The organism is Peteryoungia rhizophila, from assembly GCF_004912145.1.
GTDB lineage: Bacteria > Pseudomonadota > Alphaproteobacteria > Rhizobiales > Rhizobiaceae > Allorhizobium > Allorhizobium rhizophilum.
The window spans coordinates 164215-186356 of the sequence record NZ_STGT01000002.1; the positions used below are offsets into that span (position 1 = coordinate 164215).

A 22142-nucleotide genomic window follows, 5' to 3' on the forward strand; every position below is an offset into this window, starting at 1 on the left:
TCTGTCGCTTTCTCCCGGGTTTGATCGGGGATAGCTTCGTGGGAGTAGGGGAAGAGGCATATGACCGAGCATCCATCGATCGTGCTTGCGGCGGCGGGCATCACCAAGACATTCGGCAATCATACGGCGCTCGACGGCGTCGATATCGCCTTTCATCGCGGCGAGGTGCATGCGTTGCTCGGCGAAAACGGCGCCGGCAAATCGACGCTGATTAAAATCCTGACAGGCGCCTATATTCCAGATGGCGGCATGATCTCCGTCGATCGCGAAAACGTCAATTTCACCACGCCGCAGCAGGCCCAGGCACTCGGCATCGGCACGGTCTATCAGGAGGTTAACCTCCTGCCGAACATGACCGTCATCGACAATCTCTTCATCGGCCGACAGCCGACAAACCGTTTCGGTCTGGTCGACAAGCGCCGGATGGAGCGGGAATCGCGCGAAATCCTGACGACCTATGGTCTCGATATCGATGTGAAAGCGGAGCTTTCGACCTTTTCCGTCGCCGTTCAGCAGATCATTGCCATCGCCCGCGCGGTCGAGCTTTCCGGCAAGGTGCTGATCCTCGACGAGCCGACCGCCAGTCTCGACCGGTCCGAAGTCGAGAAGCTGTTCAGCATTGTGCGGCAGTTGCGCGACCGCGGTCTGGCCATCGTTTTCATCACCCATTTTCTCGATCAGGTCTTCGAACTGTCGGACCGCGTGACGGTTCTGCGCAACGGCCGTCTCGTCGGCACCCAGGCGATCACTTCGCTCGACCGCACCAGCCTGGTACGCATGATGCTCGGCAAGGACCTGGCTTTTCACCATCCCGACGTCCTGGGAGAAGAGGGCGAAGTCGGCGAAACGCTGATGGAGTTCGAGGGCTTTGGCCTTACAAACAGCGTCCAGCCCTTCGATCTCAAGATCCATCGCGGCGAAGTCGTAGGTGTCGCCGGTCTCCTCGGTTCCGGCCGTACAGAAATGGCGCGGCTGATGTTCGGCATCGACCATGCCGATAGCGGCGCGATCAAGATCGACGGCTCGACACGGCAGGTGCGAAACCCGCGCGAAGCCGTCGAACTCGGCTTCGGCTTCTGCCCGGAAGACCGCAAGATCGACGGCATCTTCGGTGATCTGTCGGTTCGCGAGAACATCGTCATCGCCATGCAGGCGCGGCTTGGCTGGTTCAAGGCCTTGAACCGCGACGAGCAGCTGGAGATCGCCGGCAATTTCATCGAAGCGCTCGATATCCGCACCGCGTCGGCCGAGCTGCCGGTCAAGCTTCTCTCGGGTGGCAACCAGCAGAAGGTCATTCTCGCCCGCTGGCTTGCGACCGATCCGCGTTTCCTCATTCTCGACGAGCCGACACGCGGCATCGATGTTGGCGCGCATGCCGAGATCGTGCGGATGATCAGCCGTCTGCGTGAAGATGGCTTGGCGCTGGTCGTCATCTCTTCCGAGCTCGACGAAATCGTCAGTTACTCCTCGCGTGTCGTCGTCATGCGCGATCGCAAGATGGTCGCCGAGTTGCATGGCGCCGATATCACTCCCGGTGTCATCGTCCAGACCATCGCCGCGCTGCCGGCGGAGGTCGAGGCATGAAAAGGCTTTCCATGTCGCGCATCATATCTCCACAGCTTCTGGCGCTGGCCGGCGTGCTGTTTTTCAACTGGCTGGTCTTTCCCGGCTTCTTCAACGTGACCTGGCAGGACGGTCGGCTGTTCGGCAGCCTGATCGACGTCATCAATCGCGGCGCGCCTGTCGCGATCCTGGCGATCGGCATGACGGCGATCATCGCGACCAAGGGCGTTGATCTCTCGGTCGGTGCCGTGATGGCGGTCGCCGGTGCGGTTGCCGCGACCAGTGCGGTTGCCGGTCAGCCGCTGATCGTGACGCTTGCCGCCGCCCTGGCGGTCGGGGTTCTCTGCGGTCTCTGGAACGGTATTCTGGTCGCCTATCTCGGCATACAGCCCTTCGTCGCCACCCTGGTGCTGATGGTGGCGGGGCGAGGTGTGGCACAGTTGATCACCGAAGGCTCGATCGTCACCTTCTCCGATCCGGCGCTGATCTTCGTCGGCACAGGCAATCTCTTCGGTCTGCCGATGCCGGCCGTGATCGCGATCGCCCTGATGCTTGTGGCGCATCTCTTCATGCGTCGAACGGCGATCGGCCTGTTTATCGAGGCGATCGGTATCAATCTTTCTGCGGCCAATTACACCGGGCTACGCAGCAAGGTCCTCATTCTCTGCATTTATGCCTTCGGTGGCTTCTGTGCCGGGATGGCCGGCATCATTGCTGCTGCCGACATTCGCGGGGCGGACGCCAACAATGCCGGTCTCTGGCTCGAACTCGATGCGATCCTGGCGGTCGTCATCGGTGGGACCTCGCTGCTCGGCGGACGGTTCTCGATCCCAATGTCTGTCCTCGGCGCCATCATCATCCAGGCAATGAACACCGGCGTGCTCGTCTCGGGCTTCCCGCCGGAATTCAACCTGATCGTCAAGGCCGGCATGATTATCATCATTCTGGTGCTGCAGTCAGCCCGGATCGCCCAGGTGCTCGGCCGCAGGTTCGGCCCGCGCCAGGCGGTCCCGACGACACCCACCAAGACCTCAGGCCAAACTTCGGGACAGGCACGATGAATCCGCGTTATCGCCCTCTCGCCGCGACCACCCTCATTTTCGTGATCGCCTATGCCATCTGCATCTTCCAGTTTCCGGCGATGTGGTCGACGCGGGTGTTCGGTAATTTCCTGACGGATAATGCCTTTCTCGGCATTGCCGCCGTCGGCGCGACCTTCGTCATCATTTCCGGGGGCATCGATCTCTCCGTCGGGGCCGTGATCGGCCTGACGGGTGTGATCACCGCCATTCTCATCTCCTGGATGGGGATCCATCCGCTGGCCGTGTTTGCGATCGTGCTGGCGCTTGCTGCCGCTTTCGGGGCCTCGATGGGCGCGGTCATCCACTTCCTGCAGGTGCCACCCTTCATCGTGACGCTTGCCGGCATGTTTCTCGCGCGCGGCCTGGCCTCTGTGCTCAGCCAGGATTCGATCCCGATCGATCATGAATTCTACCGCACGATCTCCAGTCTCTACTACCGGCTGCCCGGTGGCGGGCGTCTGAGCTTCATCGGTCTTTTGATGCTCGGCACATTCCTCGTCTTCGGTTTCATCGCCCACAAGACGCGCTTCGGCTCCTATGTCTACGCCATTGGCGGCAACGCCAATTCGGCGTCGCTGATGGGGGTTCCGACCGGGCAAGTGACCATCGGTATCTATGCCCTGTCGTCCTTCCTTGGCGGGCTCGCGGGCATCGTCTATTCGCTCTACACTTCGGCGGGCTACCCGCTCGCTGCGGTCGGCATCGAACTTGACTCGATTGCAGCCGTGGTGATAGGCGGAACCCTGTTGACGGGCGGTTATGGTTTCATCTTCGGAACCCTGATCGGGGTCATGCTGCAGGGCCTCGTCCAGACCTATATCGTCTTCGATGGGACGCTCTCCAGCTGGTGGACTAAAATCGCCATCGGGTTCCTGCTGTTCATGTTCATCTTGCTCCAGAAGCTGGTGTTTACCGCGCAGACCGGGCGGACACGTCTGAAGAAGGCCCCTGCATGAGTGAGCCGGGGAGCCTTCTTCGCTCCCTGTCTGGGCGGTCGACGGCGCGTAACTACCATTCGCATGTGATCAACGAGATCGGGGCCGGGGTCATTTCCGGCCGCTATCCCGTTGGGACGACCCTGCCGAACGACGCCGAATTCATGGAAGAGTTCGAGGTGTCCCGTACTGTCCTGCGTGAGGCGTTGAAGACGCTCGAAGCCAAGGGGTTGCTCGAGGCCCGGCCGAAGGTCGGCACCAAGGTCTCCAAGAAGAGCCGCTGGAACCTTTATGATCCACAGGTGCTGGCCTGGCACCTCGAAGCGCCGCTCGATCCGGAGTTCCTTGCCGGGCTGCATGAGGTGCGCCGCTCGCTCGAGCCGCAGGCTGCTGCCGAAGTTGCCAGACGGCGTACCGCAGACCAGATCCGCCTGATGCTCTACTGGATCCACCAGATGGAGACCTCGCTGGGTTCGCTGCAGAACTTCGCACTCGCCGATTTCGAACTGCACCGGATCATCGCAGACGCCGCCCACAACCCCTTCGTGAGGGCACTGTACGGGGTCATCGAACTCGCGCACGCATTCGCTTACAAGGCGCTGATGACTGCACCGGATCCTTGCGTTCTGGATACGCTGCTCGACAAGCACCGGCTGCTGGTCAACCGGATCGAGTATGGCGACGAAGCTGGAGCGCGCAATGCCATGCTCGAGACCATCGAGCACGACCGCAAGGTGGCGCAGCGGTCGGCCTGAGGTACGCTCGAGATCCAGTCTTTCTGCAGAGTTCAGAGGGCGAGGGCGTCCTTCAGTGTCCGGGCTTCGGCCATGGACAGATCGAGATCTGCTTCAATGTGGTCGATGTGATGCATCATGAGATGCGTCGCCTTTTTCACGTCGCCCTTTTCCAGCGCGTTCAGGATCTCGTCGTGCTCGTCGTGGCCGCAGCTGGAAATGCCGGTCCGCCCATAAAGCGCGATGACGAGGGATGAGCGGGCGACGAGCTCGTCCATGAACTTTTCCAGGACCTGATTGCCTGCGACCTTGGCCAGCATCAGGTGGAAGTCGCCGGACGCCTTGATTTCGGCGCGGCGAGCCGAAGCGCCGCGCTCGGCGCGGTAGCGGGCTTCTTCCTTCAGGTGTTCCCGGAACGCTGTTAGATCATCAGGCGTGATGCGCCCGGCGGCTGCGGCGATGATGCCTGCTTCGATCAGTCGGCGCGAGGCGAAGACCTGGCGGGCCTCTTCCGTACTCGGGTTCGAGACAAAGGCGCCGCGATTGCGTTCCGTTTTTACCAGTCCCTCGAAAGCCAGCATCTGCAATGCGTCGCGCACGACCGTACGGCTCACATCGAAGAGCGTGCCGACCTCCGCTTCGGAAAGCTTCGTTCCTGGGGCAAGTCGTCGGTCAACGATTGCATCGCGCAAGGCGTCTCGGATCGCGCGGGCGCGGTCTTCGAGGTTTGGGTCGAGTTGCCTGCGGAGCGAGCTCTTGGCGTTCATAGATCCATCCGGTGTCTGCTCATCCTTTTAACTTGACGCCGACATTCGCGAAAGGTCCCAAGCGCACCAAACGCGTTACATATTGCATACAATTGTGCTGATGAATTGAAGCCAATCGATTAATTCGTGTGCATGCAGTCAACCCGATTGCTTATTCCTTTTGCGCCGCAGCAATCGCGCTTAGGGGATTCAAGCACTTAGCGTGGCGCCATGGAACTGGCACGGCAAATGCATCGTCAATGGCGAGACGAAGGAGCCGTCATGACGAAAGCCGCCGACATCGAACTTGCCGCCGTGACCAAGACCTACGGGACGTCGACCGCGGTTCATGCCATCAGCCTGAAGATCCCGGCCGGTACCTATTGTTGCCTGCTCGGGCCTTCCGGTTGCGGCAAGACGTCCACGCTTCGAATGGTGGCCGGGCATGAAAGTGTCTCCTCGGGAGACGTGATCTTCGGAAACAGCAATGTGACCACGCTGCCGCCGGCCCAAAGGGGTACGGCGATGATGTTCCAGTCCTATGCGCTGTTTCCGCATCTCGACCTTGTCGACAATGTCGCCTTCAGTTTGAAGATGAAAGGTATCGACAAGGAGACCCGCCGTCGGCAGGCGATGGAAATGCTGCAGCTCATGCAGCTCGAGGGCTATGCCAGCCGTCGCCCCGCCCAGCTCTCGGGCGGCCAGCAGCAGCGTGTGGCGCTTGCCCGAGCCCTGATCACCAAGCCGGAGGCGCTGTTGCTCGACGAGCCGCTCTCCGCGCTCGACCCGTTTCTGAAGATCCGCATGCGGGCCGAACTGAAGAAGCTGCAGACCACGCTCGGCATCACTTTCGTGCATGTGACCCACAGCCAGGAAGAGGCCATGGCACTTGCCGACCTGATCGTCGTCATGAACGAGGGTCGCATCGAGCAGGCCGCCACGCCGCGCGCCGTCTTCGAGCGGCCGGCGACCGGTTTCGTCGCCCGCTTCATGGGAGACCACAATGTCCTGTCGGGGCGGATTGTTGAGCGGACAACCGACGGCTTGTTCATCGAGGTGGTCGGCGGTGGGCGCTTCTTCGCGCTCGGTTCAGCGCCGGTCGAACACGAGACGGCCGATATCGCCATTCGGACCGACCATGTGCGCATCGGCGCGGTACGAGAAGATGGTCTCGGCTTCGACGGCATCGTTTCGAATGTCGAATATCTCGGCGCGAAGGTGAAGCTGACCGTGACCACCGCCTTCACCGACGAATTCACCGCCGTCCTCTCGGACGCGGCTTTCTTTGCCTCTCCGGTTCGCGTCGGGGAAGGCGTCACCCTGTCATGGGATCAGCCGGATTCGATCGTCCTCGGACGCATCGTGCAATGAAACCAAACCAATAAAACCAGGAGAACAGCGCAATGTCAGACAGCAGCAAAACGAAGAAGGGCGTATCCCGCCGCACATTCCTGAAGACCGCATCGGCCGCCGCCGGCCTTGCCGCCGGTTCCGGCGCTATTACCGGCTTCCCGACGATCTGGGCACAGAATCCGATCACGCTGCGCCAGTTCGGCACCGGCGTATCGAACATCAATGCGATTGCCCAGAAGTGCAAGGAAGACCTCGGCATTACGCTTGAGATGACGGCGACCGACTCTGACGCTGCAGCCCAGCGCGCCGTCACCCAGCCGAATTCCTACGACATCGCCGACATCGAATACTGGATCCTGAAGAAGGTCTATCCGACCGGCGTCATCCAGCCGATGGAAACGTCGAAGCTCAAATTCTACGACAAGGTCGTTCCGCTGTTCAAGAACGGCAAGCTTCTGCCTGACAGCGTGATTGCCCAGGGCACTGCGCCGCATACTGTCGGCTATGTCGAGAGCAAGGATGCGAAGACATTTGCATCCGGCGAAACCGAGCTCTTCACGATGATGCCGACGATCTACAATGCCGATACGCTAGGCATCCGTCCCGACCTCGTAGGCCGCGAGATCACTTCCTGGGCCGACATCATGGACCCGGCCTTCAAAGGCAAGACCTCGATCCTCAACATACCCTCGATCGGCATCATGGATGCCGCGATGATTTGCGAAGCCATGGGCATCATCAAATATGCCGACAAGGGCAACATGACGCAGGCCGAGATCGACACGACGATCGAATTCCTGATCAAGGCCAAGCAGGACGGCCAGTTCCGCGCGTTCTGGAAGTCTTTCGACGAGAGCGTCAACCTGATGGCATCGGGCGAAGTCGTCATCCAGTCGATGTGGTCGCCGGCCGTTGCCGCCGTCCGCTCCAAGGGCATCGCCTGCAAGTATCAGCCGCTCAAGGAAGGCTATCGCTCGTGGGGCGGCGGCCTGGGTCTTGCCGCACATCTCGAAGGCGCGCAGCTCGATGCCGCCTATGAATACATCAACTGGTACACGTCCGGCTGGGTCGGCGGCTATCTCAACCGCCAGGGCTACTACTCGGCCTGCATGGAAACCGCGAAGGAATTCATGTCCGCCGACGAGTGGGGCTACTGGATTGAAGGCAAGGCTGCGACCGGTGACATCATGTCTCCGGAAGGTGCGGTCATGGAAAAGGCTGGTGCAGTTCGCGACGGCGGCTCGTTCGAAGAGCGTATGGGCAAGGTCGCTTGCTGGAACTCGGTCATGGACGAAGACCGCTACATGGTCCGTCGCTGGAACGAGTTCATCGCGGCCTGATCTTACTGCGGCGCTGGCCCCTCATCCCCCTGCCGGGACCTTCTCCCCGCATGCGGGGAGAAGGGGCGAGCCGCCGACCGTGCCACAAGTGCCTTCTCCCCGCGTGCGGGGAGAAGGTGGCGGCAGCCGGATGAGGGGCAACTCTCTCTCTGTCTGCTTTTTTGCAGCGACAGGAGACCTAACATCATGGTGGAAGTGCGATTTCTGGGGGTCGGCGAGCCGAAGCCGAAACGCGTGATCCGTGTGCCGCTTAGGCTCGTCTCCTACATCCAGGCGACGCCGCTCATGCTCATCCTCGGGGCGTTCCTGCTCTTGCCGATCCTGATGATCGGCACCGTCTCCTTCTGGGACTATGACTTCGCCCAGATGTATCCTGATTTCGTCACCTTCAACTACACCGAGACACTCGGCTCCTGGGTGACCTGGAAGATCTATTTCAACACGCTGAAATTCGCCTTCATCGTCTGGGCGATCACGCTCTTCGTTGGCTTCTGGGTCGCCTATTTCCTCGCCTTCCACGTTCGCACCTCAACGATGCAGAGCGTCCTCTTCCTCGTCTGCACGGTGCCGTTCCTGACGTCCAACATCATCCGCATGATTTCCTGGATCCCGGTGCTCGGGCGCAACGGGTTGATCAACTCGGCGCTGGTCAATGCCGGCATCGTGCCACAGCCGATCGAATGGCTGCTTTATTCCGATTTTGCCGTGGTTCTTGCGATGGTGCATCTCTACACGCTGTTCATGGTCACCCCGATCTTCAACACCATGATGCGTATCGACCGTTCGCTCTTGGAAGCGGCGCGTGATGCCGGCGCCAGTGGCTGGCAGATCCTGACAAACGTCATCATCCCCTTGTCGAAGCCCGGCATGGCGATCGGCACGATCTTTGTCGTGACGCTTGTGATGGCCGATTTCTCCACCGTGCAGGTCATGTCCGGCGGGCAAAGTGCTTCGGTCGCGCTGATGATGAAGAACCAGATGTCACTGCTGCAATATCCGGCGGCTGCCGCCAATGCCGTGGTGCTGCTGGCGCTGGTGCTGCTGATGGTCGCCGCCATCCTACGCGTCGTCGATATCCGGAAGGAACTCTGAGATGCAGTCCGACAAGCGACCGCGCGAATTCTACGTTCTCGCCGCCTTTTTCACCCTGTTCGTGCTCTTTCTTTACGGGCCGCTCTCGGCCATCGTCATCCTGTCCTTCCAGGGGCCGAATGGCGGCCTGACCTTTCCATTGAACGGCATGTCGTTTCACTGGTTCGGCAATCTCTTCGAGCAACAGGCTGTCGGTGACTTCGGCGGCTCGTTCCGGCGGTCCTTCGCGCTCGGTATCATGGTCATGGTGGTGACGGTCGTCGTGTCGCTGCTCGCGGGGCTCGCCTTCCGCCGCAAGTTCGCTGGGGCAACGGCGCTCTTCTATCTCTCCGTCGCGAGCCTCGTCGTGCCCTCGATCATCATTTCGCTCGGCATCGGCGTGCTGTTCAGCCAGCTGGGTCTTCAGCCGGCCTGGTACACATCCGGCTTCGGCGCGCATCTGACCTGGACGCTTCCTTTCGGCGTGCTGATCATGTTTGCGATCTTCAACCGGTTCTCGCCGGCTTACGAAGAGGCCGCACGCGACCTCGGCGCCACGTCCTGGCAGACCTTTCGGCATGTCGTCTTGCCGATGATCGCACCGCCGCTGATCGGGGTCGGGCTCTTCGGCTTTACGCTCTCCTATGACGAGTTTGCGCGCACGCTGATGACGTCGGGCACCTACAATACGCTGCCGCTCGAGATCTATGGCATGACGACCAATGTCACGACGCCGGTGCTTTATGCGCTCGGCACGGTGACGACGCTCTTCTCCTTCCTGGTGATTGCGGGAACGCTCGGTCTCATCATCGCCATGAACCGCCGCAGGGGCCGGGCATAGCCAAATGAAAATTGCCGTCATCAATCCGAATACTACCGCCAGCATGACCGCGACGATTGCGGATGCAGCGCGGCGGGTCGCGCATGCGGGAACCGAGATCGTGGCGATCACCTCGTCGATGGGGCCGGTCTCGATCGAGGGTTATTACGACGAGGTCTTTGCCGTTCCTGGGCTTCTCTTGGAGATCGCCAAGGCGGAGCGTGAGGGTGCGCAGGCGATCGTAATTGCCTGTTTCGACGATACCGGGCTCGATGCGGCCCGGGCGCTCGCTTCCATCCCCGTCATCGGCATCTGCGAGGCGGCGCTCTCTGCGACGTCGTTCATCGCACAACGGTTCTCCGTGGTGACGACCATGGAGCGCTCGCGGCTGCCGGTAGAGCATCTCGTGCATCGCTACGGTATGGGTAGCCGCTGCAAGGTTCGGGCAGCGGATGTGCCAGTGCTTTCGCTCGAAGATCCCAATTCCAACGCCCGTGACCGGCTGCGCAGTGAAATTTCTGCAGCGCTCAAGGACGACAGGGCCGAGGCGATCGTGCTCGGCTGTGCCGGTATGGCTGATCTGACGGCAGCACTCCGGCAGGAGTTCGGCGTGCCCGTCGTCGACGGGGTGGCGGCTGCCGTGAAACAGGCGGAGAGCCTGATTGCGCAGGGCCTGTCGACTGCCAAGCGCGGCGCCTACGCGACACCCGTCACCAAGACCTATCACGGCGATCTCGCCCGTTTCTCTCCCGCTGCCATGGGCGTATGAGCGTGGCCGAGGATGGGCAGATCCGGGTCCTGGCGGCTGGCGAAGTCGAGGAGCTTGTCGACTGGGCGGCGCTCGAAGGCTGGAACCCTGGGCATGGCGATGCCGCAGCCTTCCGTTCCGCCGATCCCGAGGGCTTCATCGGCTGCTTTGTTGAAGGGCGGCTCGCAGCCGGGATCTCGGCCGTGCGCTACGGTGACGGCTTCGGCTTTATTGGACTCTATATCTGCCATCCGGACTTTCGGGGCAGGGGCCTCGGCCGGCGGGTTTGGGAAGCTGGAATGGCGCATCTGGCGGATCGCGTGATCGGCCTCGACGGGGTTATCGAGCAACAGGCGAATTATGGCCGCATGGGTTTCGCGCCCGCCTATGGCACCGTGCGCTGGAGCATCGATCGCATGCCGGCTCTGCCTGCGAGCTTTGCGCGATGCGAGGCGATCACCGAGGGTGATCTCGCTGAGATCCTTGCGCTCGATCGGGCGTTCTTTCCCGCGCCGAGAGAAGACTTCCTCTCTGACTGGCTGAAGCCGCCGCGTCGTGCCTTCCTCTGCCGCCGGCAAGGTGTGGTGGCCGGCTATGCCGTGATGCGACCTTGCCTTGGTGGCTACAAGATCGGGCCGTTGTCTGCCATGGATGGTCGTACGGCTGAGGATCTCCTGAAGATATGTCTCGCCAACCTCAAGGGCGAGGAAGTGCATCTGGATGTGCCGGAATACCAGGAAGGCTTTCGCTACCTGCTCGGCCGTCTCGGCTTCAAACGGGGGTTCCAGACGTCGCGTATGTATCGAGGCGAGCCGCCTCAAACGCAGAAGACAGGCGTCTATGCGATCACCACACTGGAGCTCGGCTGAGGTTTCTCAGTCCGCCATGCCTGACGGTGCGGCAAGTGGCAGCATGTCCTTGTAGATGCCAGGCGACGAGCCGGGGATGGCGATGGCACCGACGCTCTTTTCATAAAAGCCCATGGGGCCAGCGCCGCCGATGATGGCATAGCCATAGCCCTGGTCGCGCATGTCGATGAGCGTACGGATCAACAGTGCATGACCGATGCCACGGCCCCGGGCTTTCTCATCCACGCCGGTCGGGCCGAAGAAACCCTTCATCGTCGCCTCGTGACAGGCAAAGCCGAGCAGCGTTTCGCCTTCATGGGCAATCCAGCAGGTCACCGGTTGGCGCATGATTGCTGCCGTCGCTTCTGATGCCCAGCCGGCGCCGAAACGGGGCTCTATCCAGGCGCAGATCCCTGAAAGCTCAGGCACAAGCGCACGCCGGATCGTTATGCCTTCCGCTTCCATGCGCCGATCAAGGTCGGGATTTGGCTGCAGATCGTAGAGCTTTACCAGCATGTCCGCCGCCATCTCAGCCTCCTTGATGCTCTCTCGCGAAGTCGAGACCGAGGATCGCGGCTCCAATGAGGCCCGGCTCGACGCCGCAGGCTGCGGGAACGACGATAGGTGCCTTGAACTTGCGCAGGATGCGGCCGCGCAGCGCCGTGTCGATCCGTGCGAGGAGCGCCGGCACGTTCGAAAGGCCGCCGCCCACGGGCAATATCGTGGTGCCGGTGACGTTGACCACGATCGACAGCGCATCGGTGAGGATGTCGACATAGATATCGGTGGTGCGTTCGGCCTTGGCGTCGCCCCTCTGCCAGTCGGCTATGATTTCCTCGCTGGTCAGTTGCTCGGCGTGAATATGCTTGTGCAGCTTTTCCAGCCCTCGCGCGCTGCAGATCGCGTCGATGCAGCCGACCTGGCCGCAGCCGCACTGGAAGCGCGGCACATGCATTGGAGGCGTGCCGGCTTCCGTCGGCTGGATCGGCCCATGACCCCATTCGCCGGCAAAGCCGCTTTCGTTGATCAGCCTGCCATCGATGACGAGGCCGCCGCCGACGCCGGTGCCGAGGATGACGCCGAACACGACCCGATGGCCGCGGGCAGCGCCAATGCCGGCTTCGGCCAGCACGAAACAGTCGGCATCATTGGCGACAATGACTGGCAGGCCGAGGGCAGCTTCAAGATCGGCCATCAGTGGGCGGCCATGAATGCAGGGGATGTTGGCGACGACGGCGTTCGCCGTATCGGGATCGATGACGCCGGCGATCGAGATCGCAATGCAAGCGGGGCGTTCACCTGCAATGGCTTCGGCTTCCGCGATGACGGAGGCGAGCGTTGCGACGAAGGCGTCGAAATCGTGGATCGGGGTCGGTTGGCGCGGGAAGGGCCGGATGTCTTCCGGGCTCGTTGCCAGGGCGCCCTTGATGGCAGTGCCGCCGATATCGAAGCAGACGATCATGCGAAGGCCCTGCTCGGCGCCGTGGCGGCACCATGGACACAGGCGCCTGCAATCCAGGTCGAGTGGATGTTGAGATCAGAGCTGAGGACGATGAAGTCGGCATCCTGGCCTGCGGCAAGGCTTCCCTTGGTCGCTGCGCCAATGGCCTCGGCGGGATAAAGCGATGCCATGCGCAGCGCCTCTTCCAAGGGCTGGCCGAGTTTCTCGTGCACATAACGAACACAGGAGAGCATGTCGATGTCGGCGCCGGCAAGCGTCCCATCCGCAAGGGTCAGCCGGCCATCGCGGCGGTAGACGGTCCGGCCGTTCAGGTCGAAGCTTGTCTCATCAGAGCCAATGGTCGACATGGCATCGGTGACGAGGAAGATGTGAGCAGGGCCGTGCTTGGCGGCGAGTGCGATCTTCATGGTCACCGGATCGACATGGAAGCCGTCGGCGATCAGGCCGCAATGGAGGATTGGCGAGGTGAGGGCAGCACCCACGAGGCCGGGCTCACGATTGCCGAGAGGGCTCATGGCGTTGAAGAGATGGGTGACGAGTGTCGCCCCGGCTTCCACATAGGCCTCGACGCTGGCGCAGCTGGTGTCGGTGTGGCCAAGGCTGACGCGGTAGCCGGCCTGAACCAGGCGGTTGACCTGATCCGGGCTCACGCTTTCCGGGGCGACCGTGATCATCGGGTTGCCGAAACGCGATGCCTGCTCGACGAGATAGTCGAGATCGCCTTCGGTCATCGGGCGGATCAGGGCCGCATCATGGGTGCCCTTTCGGGCAATCGAGAGATGCGGGCCTTCGAGATGCAGGCCGAGATAGCCCGGCTCACCGGCCTTGGCTGCGGCCTCGCCGGCGGCGATCGCCTCGCGCTTGATCTCGGGCGCATCGGTGATCAGCGTGACCATCAGAGCCGTGGTGCCGTAACGGGCATGGGCCTCGCAGATCGTGCGGATGCCCGAGAGCGTGGGATCGTTGTTGAACAGCACGCCGCCGCCGCCATTCACCTGCAGGTCGATGAACCCAGGCGCAATCAGTGCATCGCCCACATCCTGCCTGACAATGCCGGAGGGCAAGTCGGCTCTGGCGACAACAGCCTTTACCCGGCCGTTGTCGACCAGGAGGGCTGCATCTTCGTGGAACGCGTGCCCATCGAAGACGCGGCTTGCAGTGATGGCGAAGGCTTGTCTCATTGGGTCTCGGTAACTTTCTTCAGTGCGACCGGCTTGTCGGGATTGAAGCCGCGGGCACGGGAGAGGGATTCGATAAAGCCATAATAAGGAACGATCAGGGCCAGCGCATCCGTGATCGGATGTCCTGTTGCGATGAAAGGCAGCTTGTGGCCAGCCGTCGCCTGATCCGAGGTGATGAAGCAGGTGGCATTGCTGGCCGCGAGCTTCGAGACGGTGCCGGCGATGGAGGCTTCTGCCTTGTCGCGGGCGGCAAAAGCGACGACGGGGAAATTGCGACCGACGATCGAGACCGGGCCGTGGAGCACTTCGGCTGAGGAATAGGCCTCGGCATGAAGTTCGCAGGTTTCCTTGCATTTGAGTGCAGCTTCCGCTGCGATGGCCAGCGCCGGGCCGCGACCGAGCATGTAGAGGGAGTCTGCGGATTTCAGCGGTTCGAGCAGTGGACTCCAGTCGAAAGCGAGTGCCTTGTCGAAATGTTCGGGCAGGGTGTCCACGGCGCGGGTCAACGCATCATCTCGGCTCCAGCTTGCAAGGATCGCAAGGCCGGCCACGATCGAGTTGACGAAGGACTTGGTGGCAGCAACCGCGATTTCGGGACCCGCCTTGATGTCTATGGCGAAGGTCGCGGCGTCGGCGAGTGGCGAGGGCAGCGTGTTGACGAGGCTCACCGTGGTCGCCCCGCCGTCCCGGGCGCCTCTCGCCATGGCAACGATATCAGGGCTTGCACCGGATTGCGAAACGGCAAAGGCGGCGGCCTTGCCGAGTTTCATCGACGTCTCGTAGATCGAGGCAAGCGAGGGGCCGAGCGAGGCGACCGGCAGGCCCATCTGCAGCTCGATAGCATATTTCAGGAAGTGAGCCGCGTGATCGGACGAGCCGCGGGCGATCGTGACGACGACGCCGGGGTCCTTGTCGCGCAGCGCGGTCGCCGCATCTGATATAACAGTCCTGGAGCTGTCCAGCAATCGGGCTACGGCTGCGGGGATCTCGTCGATCTCCTCACGCATCTTGGTGGTCATGTCACGCGCTTTCAGTCTTGAGGCTTCATGGGCGAGCCAATGCCGAGTTCGGCAACCAGGTCATAGGCGTCGCTGCGATAAAGCGCGCGCGACATTTCCATCACGCGGCCGGTTTCGAGATAGGCGATGCGCTGCACCGATAATGCGGCCGATCCGGGTGGCACGCCGAGCAGCTTGGTTTCCTCGTCCGTCAGCAGAACGGCCGAGATGCGCTGGTTGGCCCTCACAGGACGGATGCCGGCGTCCAGCAGGCAGAGGTAGAGAGAGTCCTCAATTCTGTCCGGGTCCGGCAGAAGGTCGTCTGGAAGGCTGGTGCGTTCGAGCGCAATCGGCATGTCGTTTGCCGTTCTCAAGCGGTCGATGCGGGCAACGCGCGCGCCGCCGACGAGACCCAGCATCATGGTTTCTTCCGCGGTCGGATAAAACAGGCCGCGACCCAGCCAGCGGGAGCCTGCGACCATGCCGCGCCGACGCATGTCCTCGGTGAAGGAGGTTAGCTGGCTCAGCGGCTGCTGCATGCGGGGGACGGGTTTTACGACAAAGGTGCCGGACCCACGTCGACGGACGAGCAGGCCTTCTTCCACCAGTTCATCGATCGCCTTGCGCACCGTCACACGGCTGATGTCTGCTGCTTCGGCAATATCGCGCTCGGCCGGCAAGGCATCGCCGTGCTTCAGGCGACCCGAGGCGACCGCGTCCTCGATCATCTTTCGCAGCTTGACGTAAAGCGGTCCGCCGCGGACGGACTGAAGTTGTTCAAGGGGGAGGGCTGTAGTCATGCGGCTTCACTGCCCCAATGGCGGACAGGCCACAAGCGGACGGCAATTGCGCATTCCGTCATCGGTATCTGCATGTTTCCGTCCCCTCGGTGGTCTTTGTCAAAACAATACCAACCAGAAACCTATTTCGCAAATGGTTTTGAAGTTGATGCATGTATTCATGTCGGAACGCAGAAATATCGTCGTAAAAACAGGAATTTGGCCATTTATCCCCTAATTTTGACAGATCTAGCTTTACGATTGGACTAGTTTTGGTATCTTAAATTAACGATTGGAGAGGAGCCCAATCCAAAGCCTCTGCGCCTTCTTCCGTAATGGGATGAGTTGCGACTGCAGGCCCCGGCATTTCGGCTCTTCATCCAATATCGCAGGCAATCATGAAAACTATTTTCATCAACGGTGTGATTTTTGCTTCCCGTGTTGACGATCTTGGAAAATTGACGCAGTCTGCGAAAAATAATTACGAAAGCAGGGGAATGCATCATGAAGGTCGCGATTATCGGACTCGGATTCCGTCTTGGATATCTGGGTCGGGTGTTCAAGGAGATTGATCCGAGCTTCGAGATCGTCGGCTACGTCGATCCGGCGCCTGCCGGCATGGCAACGCTTGATGAGTTTGGCATCTCTGCCGGCAAGGTCTATGACACCCCGGAAGCGCTGATCGCAGGCGAAAGCTTCGACCTCTTGATGATCGGGTCGCCGAACCACCTGCATCTCGACCATATCCGCATCGGCCTCGAAGCTGGCCTTACCGTCTTCACCGAAAAGCCGATCGTCACCAGCATCGAGGAAAGCTACGCGCTCGCCTCGCTGCTGAATACCTATGGCCACGACCGCCTGCTGGTCGGTCTGGTTCTGCGCTATTCGCCGCTCTATCGCGATCTGCGCAAGGCGCAGGAAGAGGGGCGGCTCGGCAATGTCGTCTCGATCGAGGCGTCCGAGCATATCAAGCCCTATCACGGCGCCTTTTTCATGCGCGACTGGCGCCGTTACGGGCGTTACGCTGGTGGCTTCATGCTGGAAAAGTGCTGCCACGACCTCGACCTTTACAATGGCGTTGTCGGTGCTCGTCCGCGCTTCGTCGCGAGCTTCGGCGGCCGCAAGAGCTTCGTGCCGGAGAATGCGCCCGAGGCAGAAGGCTTCAACGATCTCAACGTCTATCACCGCAAGCCGAGCGGCTGGCAGGGCTCCGACAAGGTGTTCGACAGCGACGGCGACATCATCGATTTCCAGACCGCGATCGTCGAATACGAAAACGGCGTGTCGATGACCTTCCATACCAATCTCAATGTCCCGGACGAGTTCCGCCGCTTCTGCGTGATCGGCTCCAAGGGCATGGCGGAAGGCGACTTCGTGCGCGGTTTCATGGACGTGCATGACGCGCGCACCAATGAGAAGGTGATCGCAAATACCTACAAGGCCCCGTCCTCGCTGTCGCAACATTATGGTGCCGACGAGCAAATGGCTGAAGACGTGATCGCCTTTGTGCAGACGGGTGCCAAGCAACCGGTTTCCGCCATCGATGCGCTCGAAGCCGGCATTTTGGCACTTGCCATGGATGAGGCGCGGCTTGCCCGCAAGGTCGTCGATCTGAAGCCGGTCTGGGAAAAGTTCGATGCATGCCTTCATGGACCCGCTGGCGCTTCTGCCCGCGCGCGGTCGGCTTAAGGGAGCGGTCGGATGCAAGCTCGCCAAAGCGCCGTCCTCTTCGCCTGGCTGCTGATCGCGCCGGCCCTTCTCTATATCACGGCCATCGTCGCCTATCCGCTCGTGGATACCTTCATTCTCTCCTTCACGGATGCCTCGCTCCGGAAGACGACGAACTGGGTTGGCTGGGTCAATTACGAGAAGATCTTCAACGACACCTTCGCGACTGTGATCGTCCGGACCTTCATCTGGACCTTCTTCTCCGTGTCGATCAAGATGATCATCGGCACCTTTGGTGCAGCCATGCTGAACACGGCCGTGCCCGGCCGCACACTCTTCCGCGTGCTCACCATGCCGCCCTGGATCGTGCCCATGGCAATCGGCATCTTCATGTGGGGCTGGATGTATAACGGTCAGTTCGGCATGATCTCCGGCGTGCTCCAGCGCACGGGCGTGGTCGATGGTCCTGTGGCCTTCCTCGCCTATGGTTCCACCGCCTTCTGGGCAACGATCTTCACCGATGTGTGGATCGGCGTGCCGATGGTGACGCTCTACATGCTCGCTGCCATGCAGGCGATCCCGCAGGATCTCTACGAAGCCGCCTGGACCGATGGTGCGGGGCGTTTCTACCGCTTCCGTCGCATCACCCTGCCGCTGATCCTGCCCGCGATGATCACCATGTCGATGATCTCGCTGATCTCCACCTTCAACTCCTTCGATATCATCTGGATCCTGACGCGCGGCGGCCCGAGCGGCGAAACCACCACAATGATCATCGACACCTATCACACCGCGATCGGCTCGAAGAAATACGGCGAAGGGGCGGCCCGCGCAGTCCTGATCTGCATCTTCCTGTCGATCTTCTGCGTCGCCTATTTCCGCGTGACCAGCCGTCTTTCGCAGGAGCATGCCCGATGAGCTACGACAAGACAGCCCTGATCAACCGCTATCGCTGGTACGAACTGGTCGGCATCTATGCGGGCATCGCGCTCTTCCTCACCTTCGTGCTCGCACCCTTTGTCGAAGGTTTTCTGGTGTCGCTGAAGCCGCTCAGCCAGCTCTTCTCCTCGCCTTATCGCTTTTTCCCGGAGAACGGCTCCTTCGACGCCTACATCACCATGTGGGACAGCGTGCCGGGCTTTGCACGCTACATCTTCAACTCCTTCTTCATCTCGACGATCGCGACCCTCGTCGTTCTAGTCCTGGTGGTGCCTGCTTCCTACGCCTTCGCTCGCTTTGAGTTCAAAGGCCGTGGCCAATTGCTCGGCGCCTTTCTCGCGGTCAACATGTTCTCCGGTGCCGTGCTGCTCATCCCGCTTTTCCGGCTGATGCGGTCCATGGGCGTGCTCAACACTTACTTTGCCATGATCGTGCCGGGTGTCGCCTTTCTCATCCCGACGGCCATCTGGCTCTTGCGCACCTATATGATGCGCATCCCGCGCGAACTGGAAGAAGCGGCCTATGTCGATGGGGCCAGCTATTTCTACACCTTCCGCCGGGTAGTCCTGCCGCTCGCCATGCCGGGTATTGCCGTCGTTGCTATCACGACCTTCATTGGCGCCTATGCCCAGCAGTTCATCTTCGCGCTGACCTTCAACTCCAAGACGGAGTACATGCCGCTGCCGATCGGCCTCTTCGCCTATTTCGGTCGCCAGGAGGTCATCTGGAACGAGCTGATGGCGGCGAGCTTCGTCGGGATTGCACCCGCCATGATCGTGATCTTCTTCCTGCAGCGCTACCTCGTCAGCGGACTGACCGCTGGTGCTGTGAAATAAAGGCTGCCAATCAAAATTCGGGCCAACCGGACGCTTTCAACCTGTCAACAAAGGGGAACTATCGATGACAAGAAAACTGACCATGCTCGCAGGCTCGTTCGCCCTGCTCGCCAGCTCGGCGCTCACCACGCTGGCGGCCGACCAGGAGATCAGCTGGATTTATTGCGGAGACAAGATCGACCCGATCCACGAGAAGTACATCGCCGAATGGGAAGGCAAGAACGAGGGCTGGAAGGTCACGCCTGAAGTCGTCGGCTGGGAACAGTGCCAGGACAAGGCCACCACGCTCGCCGTTGCCGGCACACCGGTTGCCATGGCCTATGTCGGCTCGCGCACGCTGAAGGAATTCGCGCAGAACGAATTGATCGTTCCGGTTCCGATGACGGACGAGGAGAAGGCCTCCTACTATCCGAACATCGTCGACACCGTGACCTTTGAAGACACGCAGTGGGGCGTTCCGGTCGCCTTCTCGACCAAGGCACTCTACTGGAACAAGGACCTGTTCAAGGCCGCCGGCCTCGACCCGGAAACCCCGCCGAAGACCTGGGCTGAAGAGATCGAATTCTCCAAGCAGATCAAGGAAAAGACGGGCACTGCCGGTTATGGCCTGCCGGCCAAGACCTTCGACAACACCATGCACCAGTTCATGCACTGGGTTTACACCAACAACGGCAAGGTCATCGACGGCGACACCATCGTCATCGACAGCCCGGAAGTTCTGGCAGCCCTCCAGGCTTACAAGGACATCACGCCTTACTCCGTCGAAGGTGCAACCGCCTACGAGCAGAACGAAATCCGCGCCATCTTCCTCGATGGCAAGGTCGGCATGATCCAAGCCGGCTCGGGCGCCGCTTACCGTCTGAAGGACACCAAGATCAACTGGGGTGTCGCGCCGCTGCCGCAAGGCCCGTCGGCCAAGGGTGAAGGCACGCTGCTGATCACCGACAGCCTCGCGATCTTCAGCGGCTCGGGCGTCGAGGAAAAGGCGATCGAATTCGCCAAGTACATCACCTCGACCGACATCCAGCATGAATACGAACTGCAGGGCGGCGCTGGCCTCACCCCGCTTCGTCCAGGCGCCGTGGTCGACCAGTTCGTCGCCAACGAGCCCTTCTGGAAGCCGTTCATCGACGGCATCGCCTATGGTGGTCCCGAGCCCCTCTTCACCGACTACAAGGGCTTCCAGAACGTCATGATCGAGCTGGTTCAGTCGGTTGTCACCGGCAAGGCAGAACCTGCCGATGCGCTGAAGAAGGCAGCCGGCGAGCTCGAGCAGTACAAATAATCTCGGGCAACCGAGGCTCCGCGGGCCGGTTTTCGGCCCGCGGATATCATCAAGCGGGTTTTGGCTGGCCTTCAAGGTCGGCAATGGAGACTGAGGGTCGTGGGTCAGCTATTTCTGAAAAAGGTGCGCAAGTCGTACGGGCATTTCGAGGTCATCAAGGGTGTCGATCTCGAGGTGAAGGACGGCGAGTTCGTCGTTTTCGTCGGGCCGTCGGGCTGCGGCAAGTCCACGCTGCTTCGCATGATCGCGGGCCTTGATGACACGACCGATGGGGACATCGTGATCGATGGCGAGCGGGTCAACGACCGCCCGCCGGTCGAGCGTGGCATCGCCATGGTCTTCCAGTCCTATGCGCTCTATCCGCATATGTCTGTCTTCGAGAACATCGCCTTTCCACTGCGTGTCGAGAAGCTCCCCGAGGAGACGATCCGCGAGAAGGTCGGCGCTGTCGCCAAGATCCTGCAGCTCGACCAGCGCCTGCAGCAGCGTCCCGGCCAGCTATCGGGTGGCCAGCGCCAGCGCGTCGCGATCGGCCGTGCCATCGTGCGCGAACCGAAGATCTTCCTCTTCGACGAACCACTGTCCAACCTCGATGCAGCCCTTCGTGCCGACATGCGCATCGAGCTCACAAAGCTGCATCGCGATCTTGAAGCGACGATGATCTACGTCACCCACGACCAGATCGAGGCCATGACCATGGCCGACCGGATCGTGGTGCTGAATGCCGGCACCATCGCCCAGGTGGGTGCGCCGCTCGAGCTTTATCACAAGCCGCAGAATACTTTTGTCGCCGGCTTTATCGGTAATCCGAAGATGAATTTCGTGCCGGTCACCTGTGTCGGTGTCGATGCGATCGGGGTCACGATTTCCTACGAAGGCCAGACAGCTCTGATCCCCGTCGATGCGCGGCCTGATCTCGTCGGCCAGACGCTGACGCTCGGGATTCGCCCCGAACATACGCGGCTCAGCGATGGCGATATCAACATCATGGTGACGCCCGCCGTCATTGAGCGCCTCGGGATCAACACCATCGCCTATGCGGCCTTGCCGAATGGCGAACCTTACTGCGCGCTGCTCCCAGGCTCCGCGCCGGTGCGTGCCGAACAGCCGATGACGACAGGCATCATGGCTGCCGACTGCCATCTCTTCGATGCCAACGGGCAGGCGCTGGAACGGCGCATCGACTGGCGGACTCTCGACCTTCCGGCATCTGTCACGGCTGCCGAATAAAGCTCCTCCCGGCCATGCCAAGGCCAATCCCCTGGTCCGCCTTCGGGCGGACCTTTTTTATGCGCGGATGTCAGTTCGGGATGCGGTTCAAGTCGGGAACCCGTCGAATTGCGGCAGGTCGTCGAGGATCTCGTACCACGGCGCCTTGGAAGCCACGAAGATGTGCAGGGATGGCTTGGTCGATGGCGGGTCGATCAGGGTGCCCATAGGCACATGAACCTTCACGGTGCCGTTTTCGGCAATCCAGGAATAGACGAGAGAGCCGCAAGTCTGGCAATGCAGGTCGTGAATGCGGTCGGGATCGCCGTGGCGAAAGAGTCTGTCCTTGCCCGTCGTAACGGAGAAATCCTCAGGCGCAACACCCGCGATCGGCTTGAAAGCCGAGCCTGTCGTGCGACGGCATTTCGAACAATGGCAGTTGATCGCATAGAGAAAACGATCGGCGACCTCATAGGTCACGGCACCGCACATGCAGCCGCCGCGCAGCCTGCGTGTGGCGGAGTTCTCGCTCTTGTCGTCCATGG

At 61.2% G+C, this 22142-nt stretch carries 22 protein-coding genes; 15 read left to right on the forward strand and 7 right to left on the reverse strand.

Annotation, left to right across the window (positions count from 1 at the left end):
* Positions 1–60 precede the first annotated feature (60 nt).
* The 4 genes from E9677_RS06750 to E9677_RS06765 are packed head-to-tail and all read left to right on the forward strand — an operon-like array spanning position 61 to position 4335.
* Positions 61–1584 carry a sugar ABC transporter ATP-binding protein gene (locus tag E9677_RS06750; protein WP_136557349.1) on the forward strand — a complete coding sequence of 508 codons (1524 nt, stop codon included), beginning with the start codon at positions 61–63 and terminating at the stop codon, positions 1582–1584.
* Positions 1581–2624, forward strand: coding sequence for an ABC transporter permease (locus E9677_RS06755; protein ID WP_136557350.1), 1044 nt, complete (start codon positions 1581–1583; stop codon positions 2622–2624). The genes E9677_RS06750 and E9677_RS06755 overlap by 4 nt, the downstream gene beginning before the upstream one ends.
* Complete coding sequence (gene yjfF / locus E9677_RS06760; protein ID WP_136557351.1) at positions 2621–3601, forward strand: galactofuranose ABC transporter, permease protein YjfF; 981 nt, start codon at positions 2621–2623, stop codon at positions 3599–3601. Before E9677_RS06755 ends, yjfF begins: the two co-directional genes overlap by 4 nt.
* On the forward strand, positions 3598–4335 hold the full coding sequence (locus tag E9677_RS06765; RefSeq protein ID WP_136557352.1) for a FadR/GntR family transcriptional regulator: 738 nt from the start codon (positions 3598–3600) through the stop codon (positions 4333–4335). The genes yjfF and E9677_RS06765 overlap by 4 nt, the downstream gene beginning before the upstream one ends.
* Positions 4336–4367: 32 nt before the next feature.
* Here E9677_RS06765 and E9677_RS06770 read toward each other — a convergent pair whose 3' ends face one another.
* Complete coding sequence (locus E9677_RS06770) at positions 4368–5081, reverse strand: GntR family transcriptional regulator (RefSeq protein ID WP_136557353.1); 714 nt, start codon at positions 5079–5081, stop codon at positions 4368–4370.
* Positions 5082–5342: 261 nt separating this feature from the next.
* Here E9677_RS06770 and E9677_RS06775 point away from each other — a divergent pair, with 261 nt between their 5' ends.
* The 6 genes from E9677_RS06775 (at position 5343) to E9677_RS06800 (ending at position 11261) form a co-directional block, all read left to right on the forward strand.
* On the forward strand, positions 5343–6431 hold the full coding sequence (locus E9677_RS06775; RefSeq protein ID WP_136557354.1) for an ABC transporter ATP-binding protein: 1089 nt from the start codon (positions 5343–5345) through the stop codon (positions 6429–6431).
* Between the two features lie 32 nt (positions 6432–6463).
* On the forward strand, positions 6464–7753 hold the full coding sequence (locus E9677_RS06780) for an ABC transporter substrate-binding protein (protein WP_136557355.1): 1290 nt from the start codon (positions 6464–6466) through the stop codon (positions 7751–7753).
* A gap of 186 nt (positions 7754–7939) precedes the next feature.
* Entirely contained in the window at positions 7940–8845 is a 906-nt protein-coding gene (locus E9677_RS06785) for an ABC transporter permease (RefSeq protein WP_136557356.1), read from the forward strand.
* A gap of 1 nt (position 8846) precedes the next feature.
* The gene (locus E9677_RS06790) at positions 8847–9665 is read left to right on the forward strand and encodes an ABC transporter permease (RefSeq protein ID WP_136557357.1); all 819 of its coding nucleotides are present in this window, start codon (positions 8847–8849) and stop codon (positions 9663–9665) included.
* Between the two features lie 4 nt (positions 9666–9669).
* The gene (locus E9677_RS06795; protein WP_136557358.1) at positions 9670–10413 is read left to right on the forward strand and encodes an aspartate/glutamate racemase family protein; all 744 of its coding nucleotides are present in this window, start codon (positions 9670–9672) and stop codon (positions 10411–10413) included.
* Positions 10410–11261 (forward strand): GNAT family N-acetyltransferase, encoded by an 852-nt coding sequence (locus tag E9677_RS06800; RefSeq protein WP_136557359.1) that lies wholly within the window; start codon positions 10410–10412, stop codon positions 11259–11261. Before E9677_RS06795 ends, E9677_RS06800 begins: the two co-directional genes overlap by 4 nt.
* Positions 11262–11267: 6 nt before the next feature.
* On the opposite strand, the gene E9677_RS06805 is transcribed toward E9677_RS06800, so the two are convergent.
* Genes E9677_RS06805 through E9677_RS06825 form a run of 5 tightly spaced genes read right to left on the reverse strand, consistent with a single transcriptional unit; the run spans position 11268 to position 15681 of the window.
* Positions 11268–11768, reverse strand: coding sequence for a GNAT family N-acetyltransferase (locus tag E9677_RS06805; protein WP_136557360.1), 501 nt, complete (start codon positions 11766–11768; stop codon positions 11268–11270).
* A gap of 1 nt (position 11769) precedes the next feature.
* Positions 11770–12702, reverse strand: a complete 933-nt coding sequence (locus E9677_RS06810) for an ROK family protein (protein WP_136557361.1) — start codon at positions 12700–12702, stop codon at positions 11770–11772.
* Entirely contained in the window at positions 12699–13883 is a 1185-nt protein-coding gene (nagA, locus tag E9677_RS06815) for an N-acetylglucosamine-6-phosphate deacetylase (RefSeq protein WP_136557362.1), read from the reverse strand. The genes E9677_RS06810 and nagA overlap by 4 nt, the downstream gene beginning before the upstream one ends.
* The gene (locus E9677_RS06820) at positions 13880–14902 is read right to left on the reverse strand and encodes an SIS domain-containing protein (protein WP_136557363.1); all 1023 of its coding nucleotides are present in this window, start codon (positions 14900–14902) and stop codon (positions 13880–13882) included. The genes nagA and E9677_RS06820 overlap by 4 nt, the downstream gene beginning before the upstream one ends.
* Positions 14903–14913: 11 nt before the next feature.
* Positions 14914–15681 carry a GntR family transcriptional regulator gene (locus E9677_RS06825; RefSeq protein WP_136557364.1) on the reverse strand — a complete coding sequence of 256 codons (768 nt, stop codon included), beginning with the start codon at positions 15679–15681 and terminating at the stop codon, positions 14914–14916.
* Between the two features lie 483 nt (positions 15682–16164).
* On the opposite strand from E9677_RS06825, the gene E9677_RS06830 reads away from it, so the two are divergent.
* The 5 genes from E9677_RS06830 to E9677_RS06850 all read left to right on the forward strand — a co-directional run bounded on the left by E9677_RS06830 (position 16165) and on the right by E9677_RS06850 (position 21618).
* Positions 16165–17349 (forward strand): Gfo/Idh/MocA family protein, encoded by a 1185-nt coding sequence (locus tag E9677_RS06830; RefSeq protein WP_136557365.1) that lies wholly within the window; start codon positions 16165–16167, stop codon positions 17347–17349.
* Positions 17350–17361: 12 nt separating this feature from the next.
* Positions 17362–18246 carry a carbohydrate ABC transporter permease gene (locus E9677_RS06835; RefSeq protein WP_136557366.1) on the forward strand — a complete coding sequence of 295 codons (885 nt, stop codon included), beginning with the start codon at positions 17362–17364 and terminating at the stop codon, positions 18244–18246.
* A complete protein-coding gene (locus tag E9677_RS06840; protein ID WP_136557367.1) occupies positions 18243–19103 on the forward strand; it encodes a carbohydrate ABC transporter permease in 861 nt (286 codons plus the stop codon). The genes E9677_RS06835 and E9677_RS06840 overlap by 4 nt, the downstream gene beginning before the upstream one ends.
* 64 nt (positions 19104–19167) lie before the next feature.
* Entirely contained in the window at positions 19168–20388 is a 1221-nt protein-coding gene (locus tag E9677_RS06845; protein WP_136557368.1) for an extracellular solute-binding protein, read from the forward strand.
* Positions 20389–20487: 99 nt separating this feature from the next.
* Positions 20488–21618 carry an ABC transporter ATP-binding protein gene (locus E9677_RS06850; RefSeq protein WP_136557369.1) on the forward strand — a complete coding sequence of 377 codons (1131 nt, stop codon included), beginning with the start codon at positions 20488–20490 and terminating at the stop codon, positions 21616–21618.
* 87 nt (positions 21619–21705) lie between these two features.
* Here E9677_RS06850 and E9677_RS06855 read toward each other — a convergent pair whose 3' ends face one another.
* Positions 21706–22140 (reverse strand): GFA family protein, encoded by a 435-nt coding sequence (locus E9677_RS06855; RefSeq protein WP_136557370.1) that lies wholly within the window; start codon positions 22138–22140, stop codon positions 21706–21708.
* Positions 22141–22142: the final 2 nt, after the last annotated feature.

Excerpts from the sequence above, each read along its gene's own strand:
- E9677_RS06750 (WP_136557349.1), top strand. The coding sequence starts at position 61 with ATGACCGAGCATCCATCGATCGTGCTTGCGGCGGCGGGCATCACCAAG.
- E9677_RS06755 (WP_136557350.1), top strand. The coding sequence starts at position 1,581 with ATGAAAAGGCTTTCCATGTCGCGCATCATATCTCCACAGCTTCTGGCG.
- yjfF (WP_136557351.1), top strand. The coding sequence starts at position 2,621 with ATGAATCCGCGTTATCGCCCTCTCGCCGCGACCACCCTCATTTTCGTG.
- E9677_RS06765 (WP_136557352.1), top strand. The coding sequence starts at position 3,598 with ATGAGTGAGCCGGGGAGCCTTCTTCGCTCCCTGTCTGGGCGGTCGACG.
- E9677_RS06770 (WP_136557353.1), bottom strand. The coding sequence starts at position 5,081 with ATGAACGCCAAGAGCTCGCTCCGCAGGCAACTCGACCCAAACCTCGAA.
- E9677_RS06775 (WP_136557354.1), top strand. The coding sequence starts at position 5,343 with ATGACGAAAGCCGCCGACATCGAACTTGCCGCCGTGACCAAGACCTAC.
- E9677_RS06780 (WP_136557355.1), top strand. The coding sequence starts at position 6,464 with ATGTCAGACAGCAGCAAAACGAAGAAGGGCGTATCCCGCCGCACATTC.
- E9677_RS06785 (WP_136557356.1), top strand. The coding sequence starts at position 7,940 with ATGGTGGAAGTGCGATTTCTGGGGGTCGGCGAGCCGAAGCCGAAACGC.
- E9677_RS06790 (WP_136557357.1), top strand. The coding sequence starts at position 8,847 with ATGCAGTCCGACAAGCGACCGCGCGAATTCTACGTTCTCGCCGCCTTT.
- E9677_RS06795 (WP_136557358.1), top strand. The coding sequence starts at position 9,670 with ATGAAAATTGCCGTCATCAATCCGAATACTACCGCCAGCATGACCGCG.
- E9677_RS06800 (WP_136557359.1), top strand. The coding sequence starts at position 10,410 with ATGAGCGTGGCCGAGGATGGGCAGATCCGGGTCCTGGCGGCTGGCGAA.
- E9677_RS06805 (WP_136557360.1), bottom strand. The coding sequence starts at position 11,768 with ATGGCGGCGGACATGCTGGTAAAGCTCTACGATCTGCAGCCAAATCCC.
- E9677_RS06810 (WP_136557361.1), bottom strand. The coding sequence starts at position 12,702 with ATGATCGTCTGCTTCGATATCGGCGGCACTGCCATCAAGGGCGCCCTG.
- nagA (WP_136557362.1), bottom strand. The coding sequence starts at position 13,883 with ATGAGACAAGCCTTCGCCATCACTGCAAGCCGCGTCTTCGATGGGCAC.
- E9677_RS06820 (WP_136557363.1), bottom strand. The coding sequence starts at position 14,902 with ATGACCACCAAGATGCGTGAGGAGATCGACGAGATCCCCGCAGCCGTA.
- E9677_RS06825 (WP_136557364.1), bottom strand. The coding sequence starts at position 15,681 with ATGACTACAGCCCTCCCCCTTGAACAACTTCAGTCCGTCCGCGGCGGA.
- E9677_RS06830 (WP_136557365.1), top strand. The coding sequence starts at position 16,165 with ATGAAGGTCGCGATTATCGGACTCGGATTCCGTCTTGGATATCTGGGT.
- E9677_RS06835 (WP_136557366.1), top strand. The coding sequence starts at position 17,362 with ATGCAAGCTCGCCAAAGCGCCGTCCTCTTCGCCTGGCTGCTGATCGCG.
- E9677_RS06840 (WP_136557367.1), top strand. The coding sequence starts at position 18,243 with ATGAGCTACGACAAGACAGCCCTGATCAACCGCTATCGCTGGTACGAA.
- E9677_RS06845 (WP_136557368.1), top strand. The coding sequence starts at position 19,168 with ATGACAAGAAAACTGACCATGCTCGCAGGCTCGTTCGCCCTGCTCGCC.
- E9677_RS06855 (WP_136557370.1), bottom strand. The coding sequence starts at position 22,140 with ATGGACGACAAGAGCGAGAACTCCGCCACACGCAGGCTGCGCGGCGGC.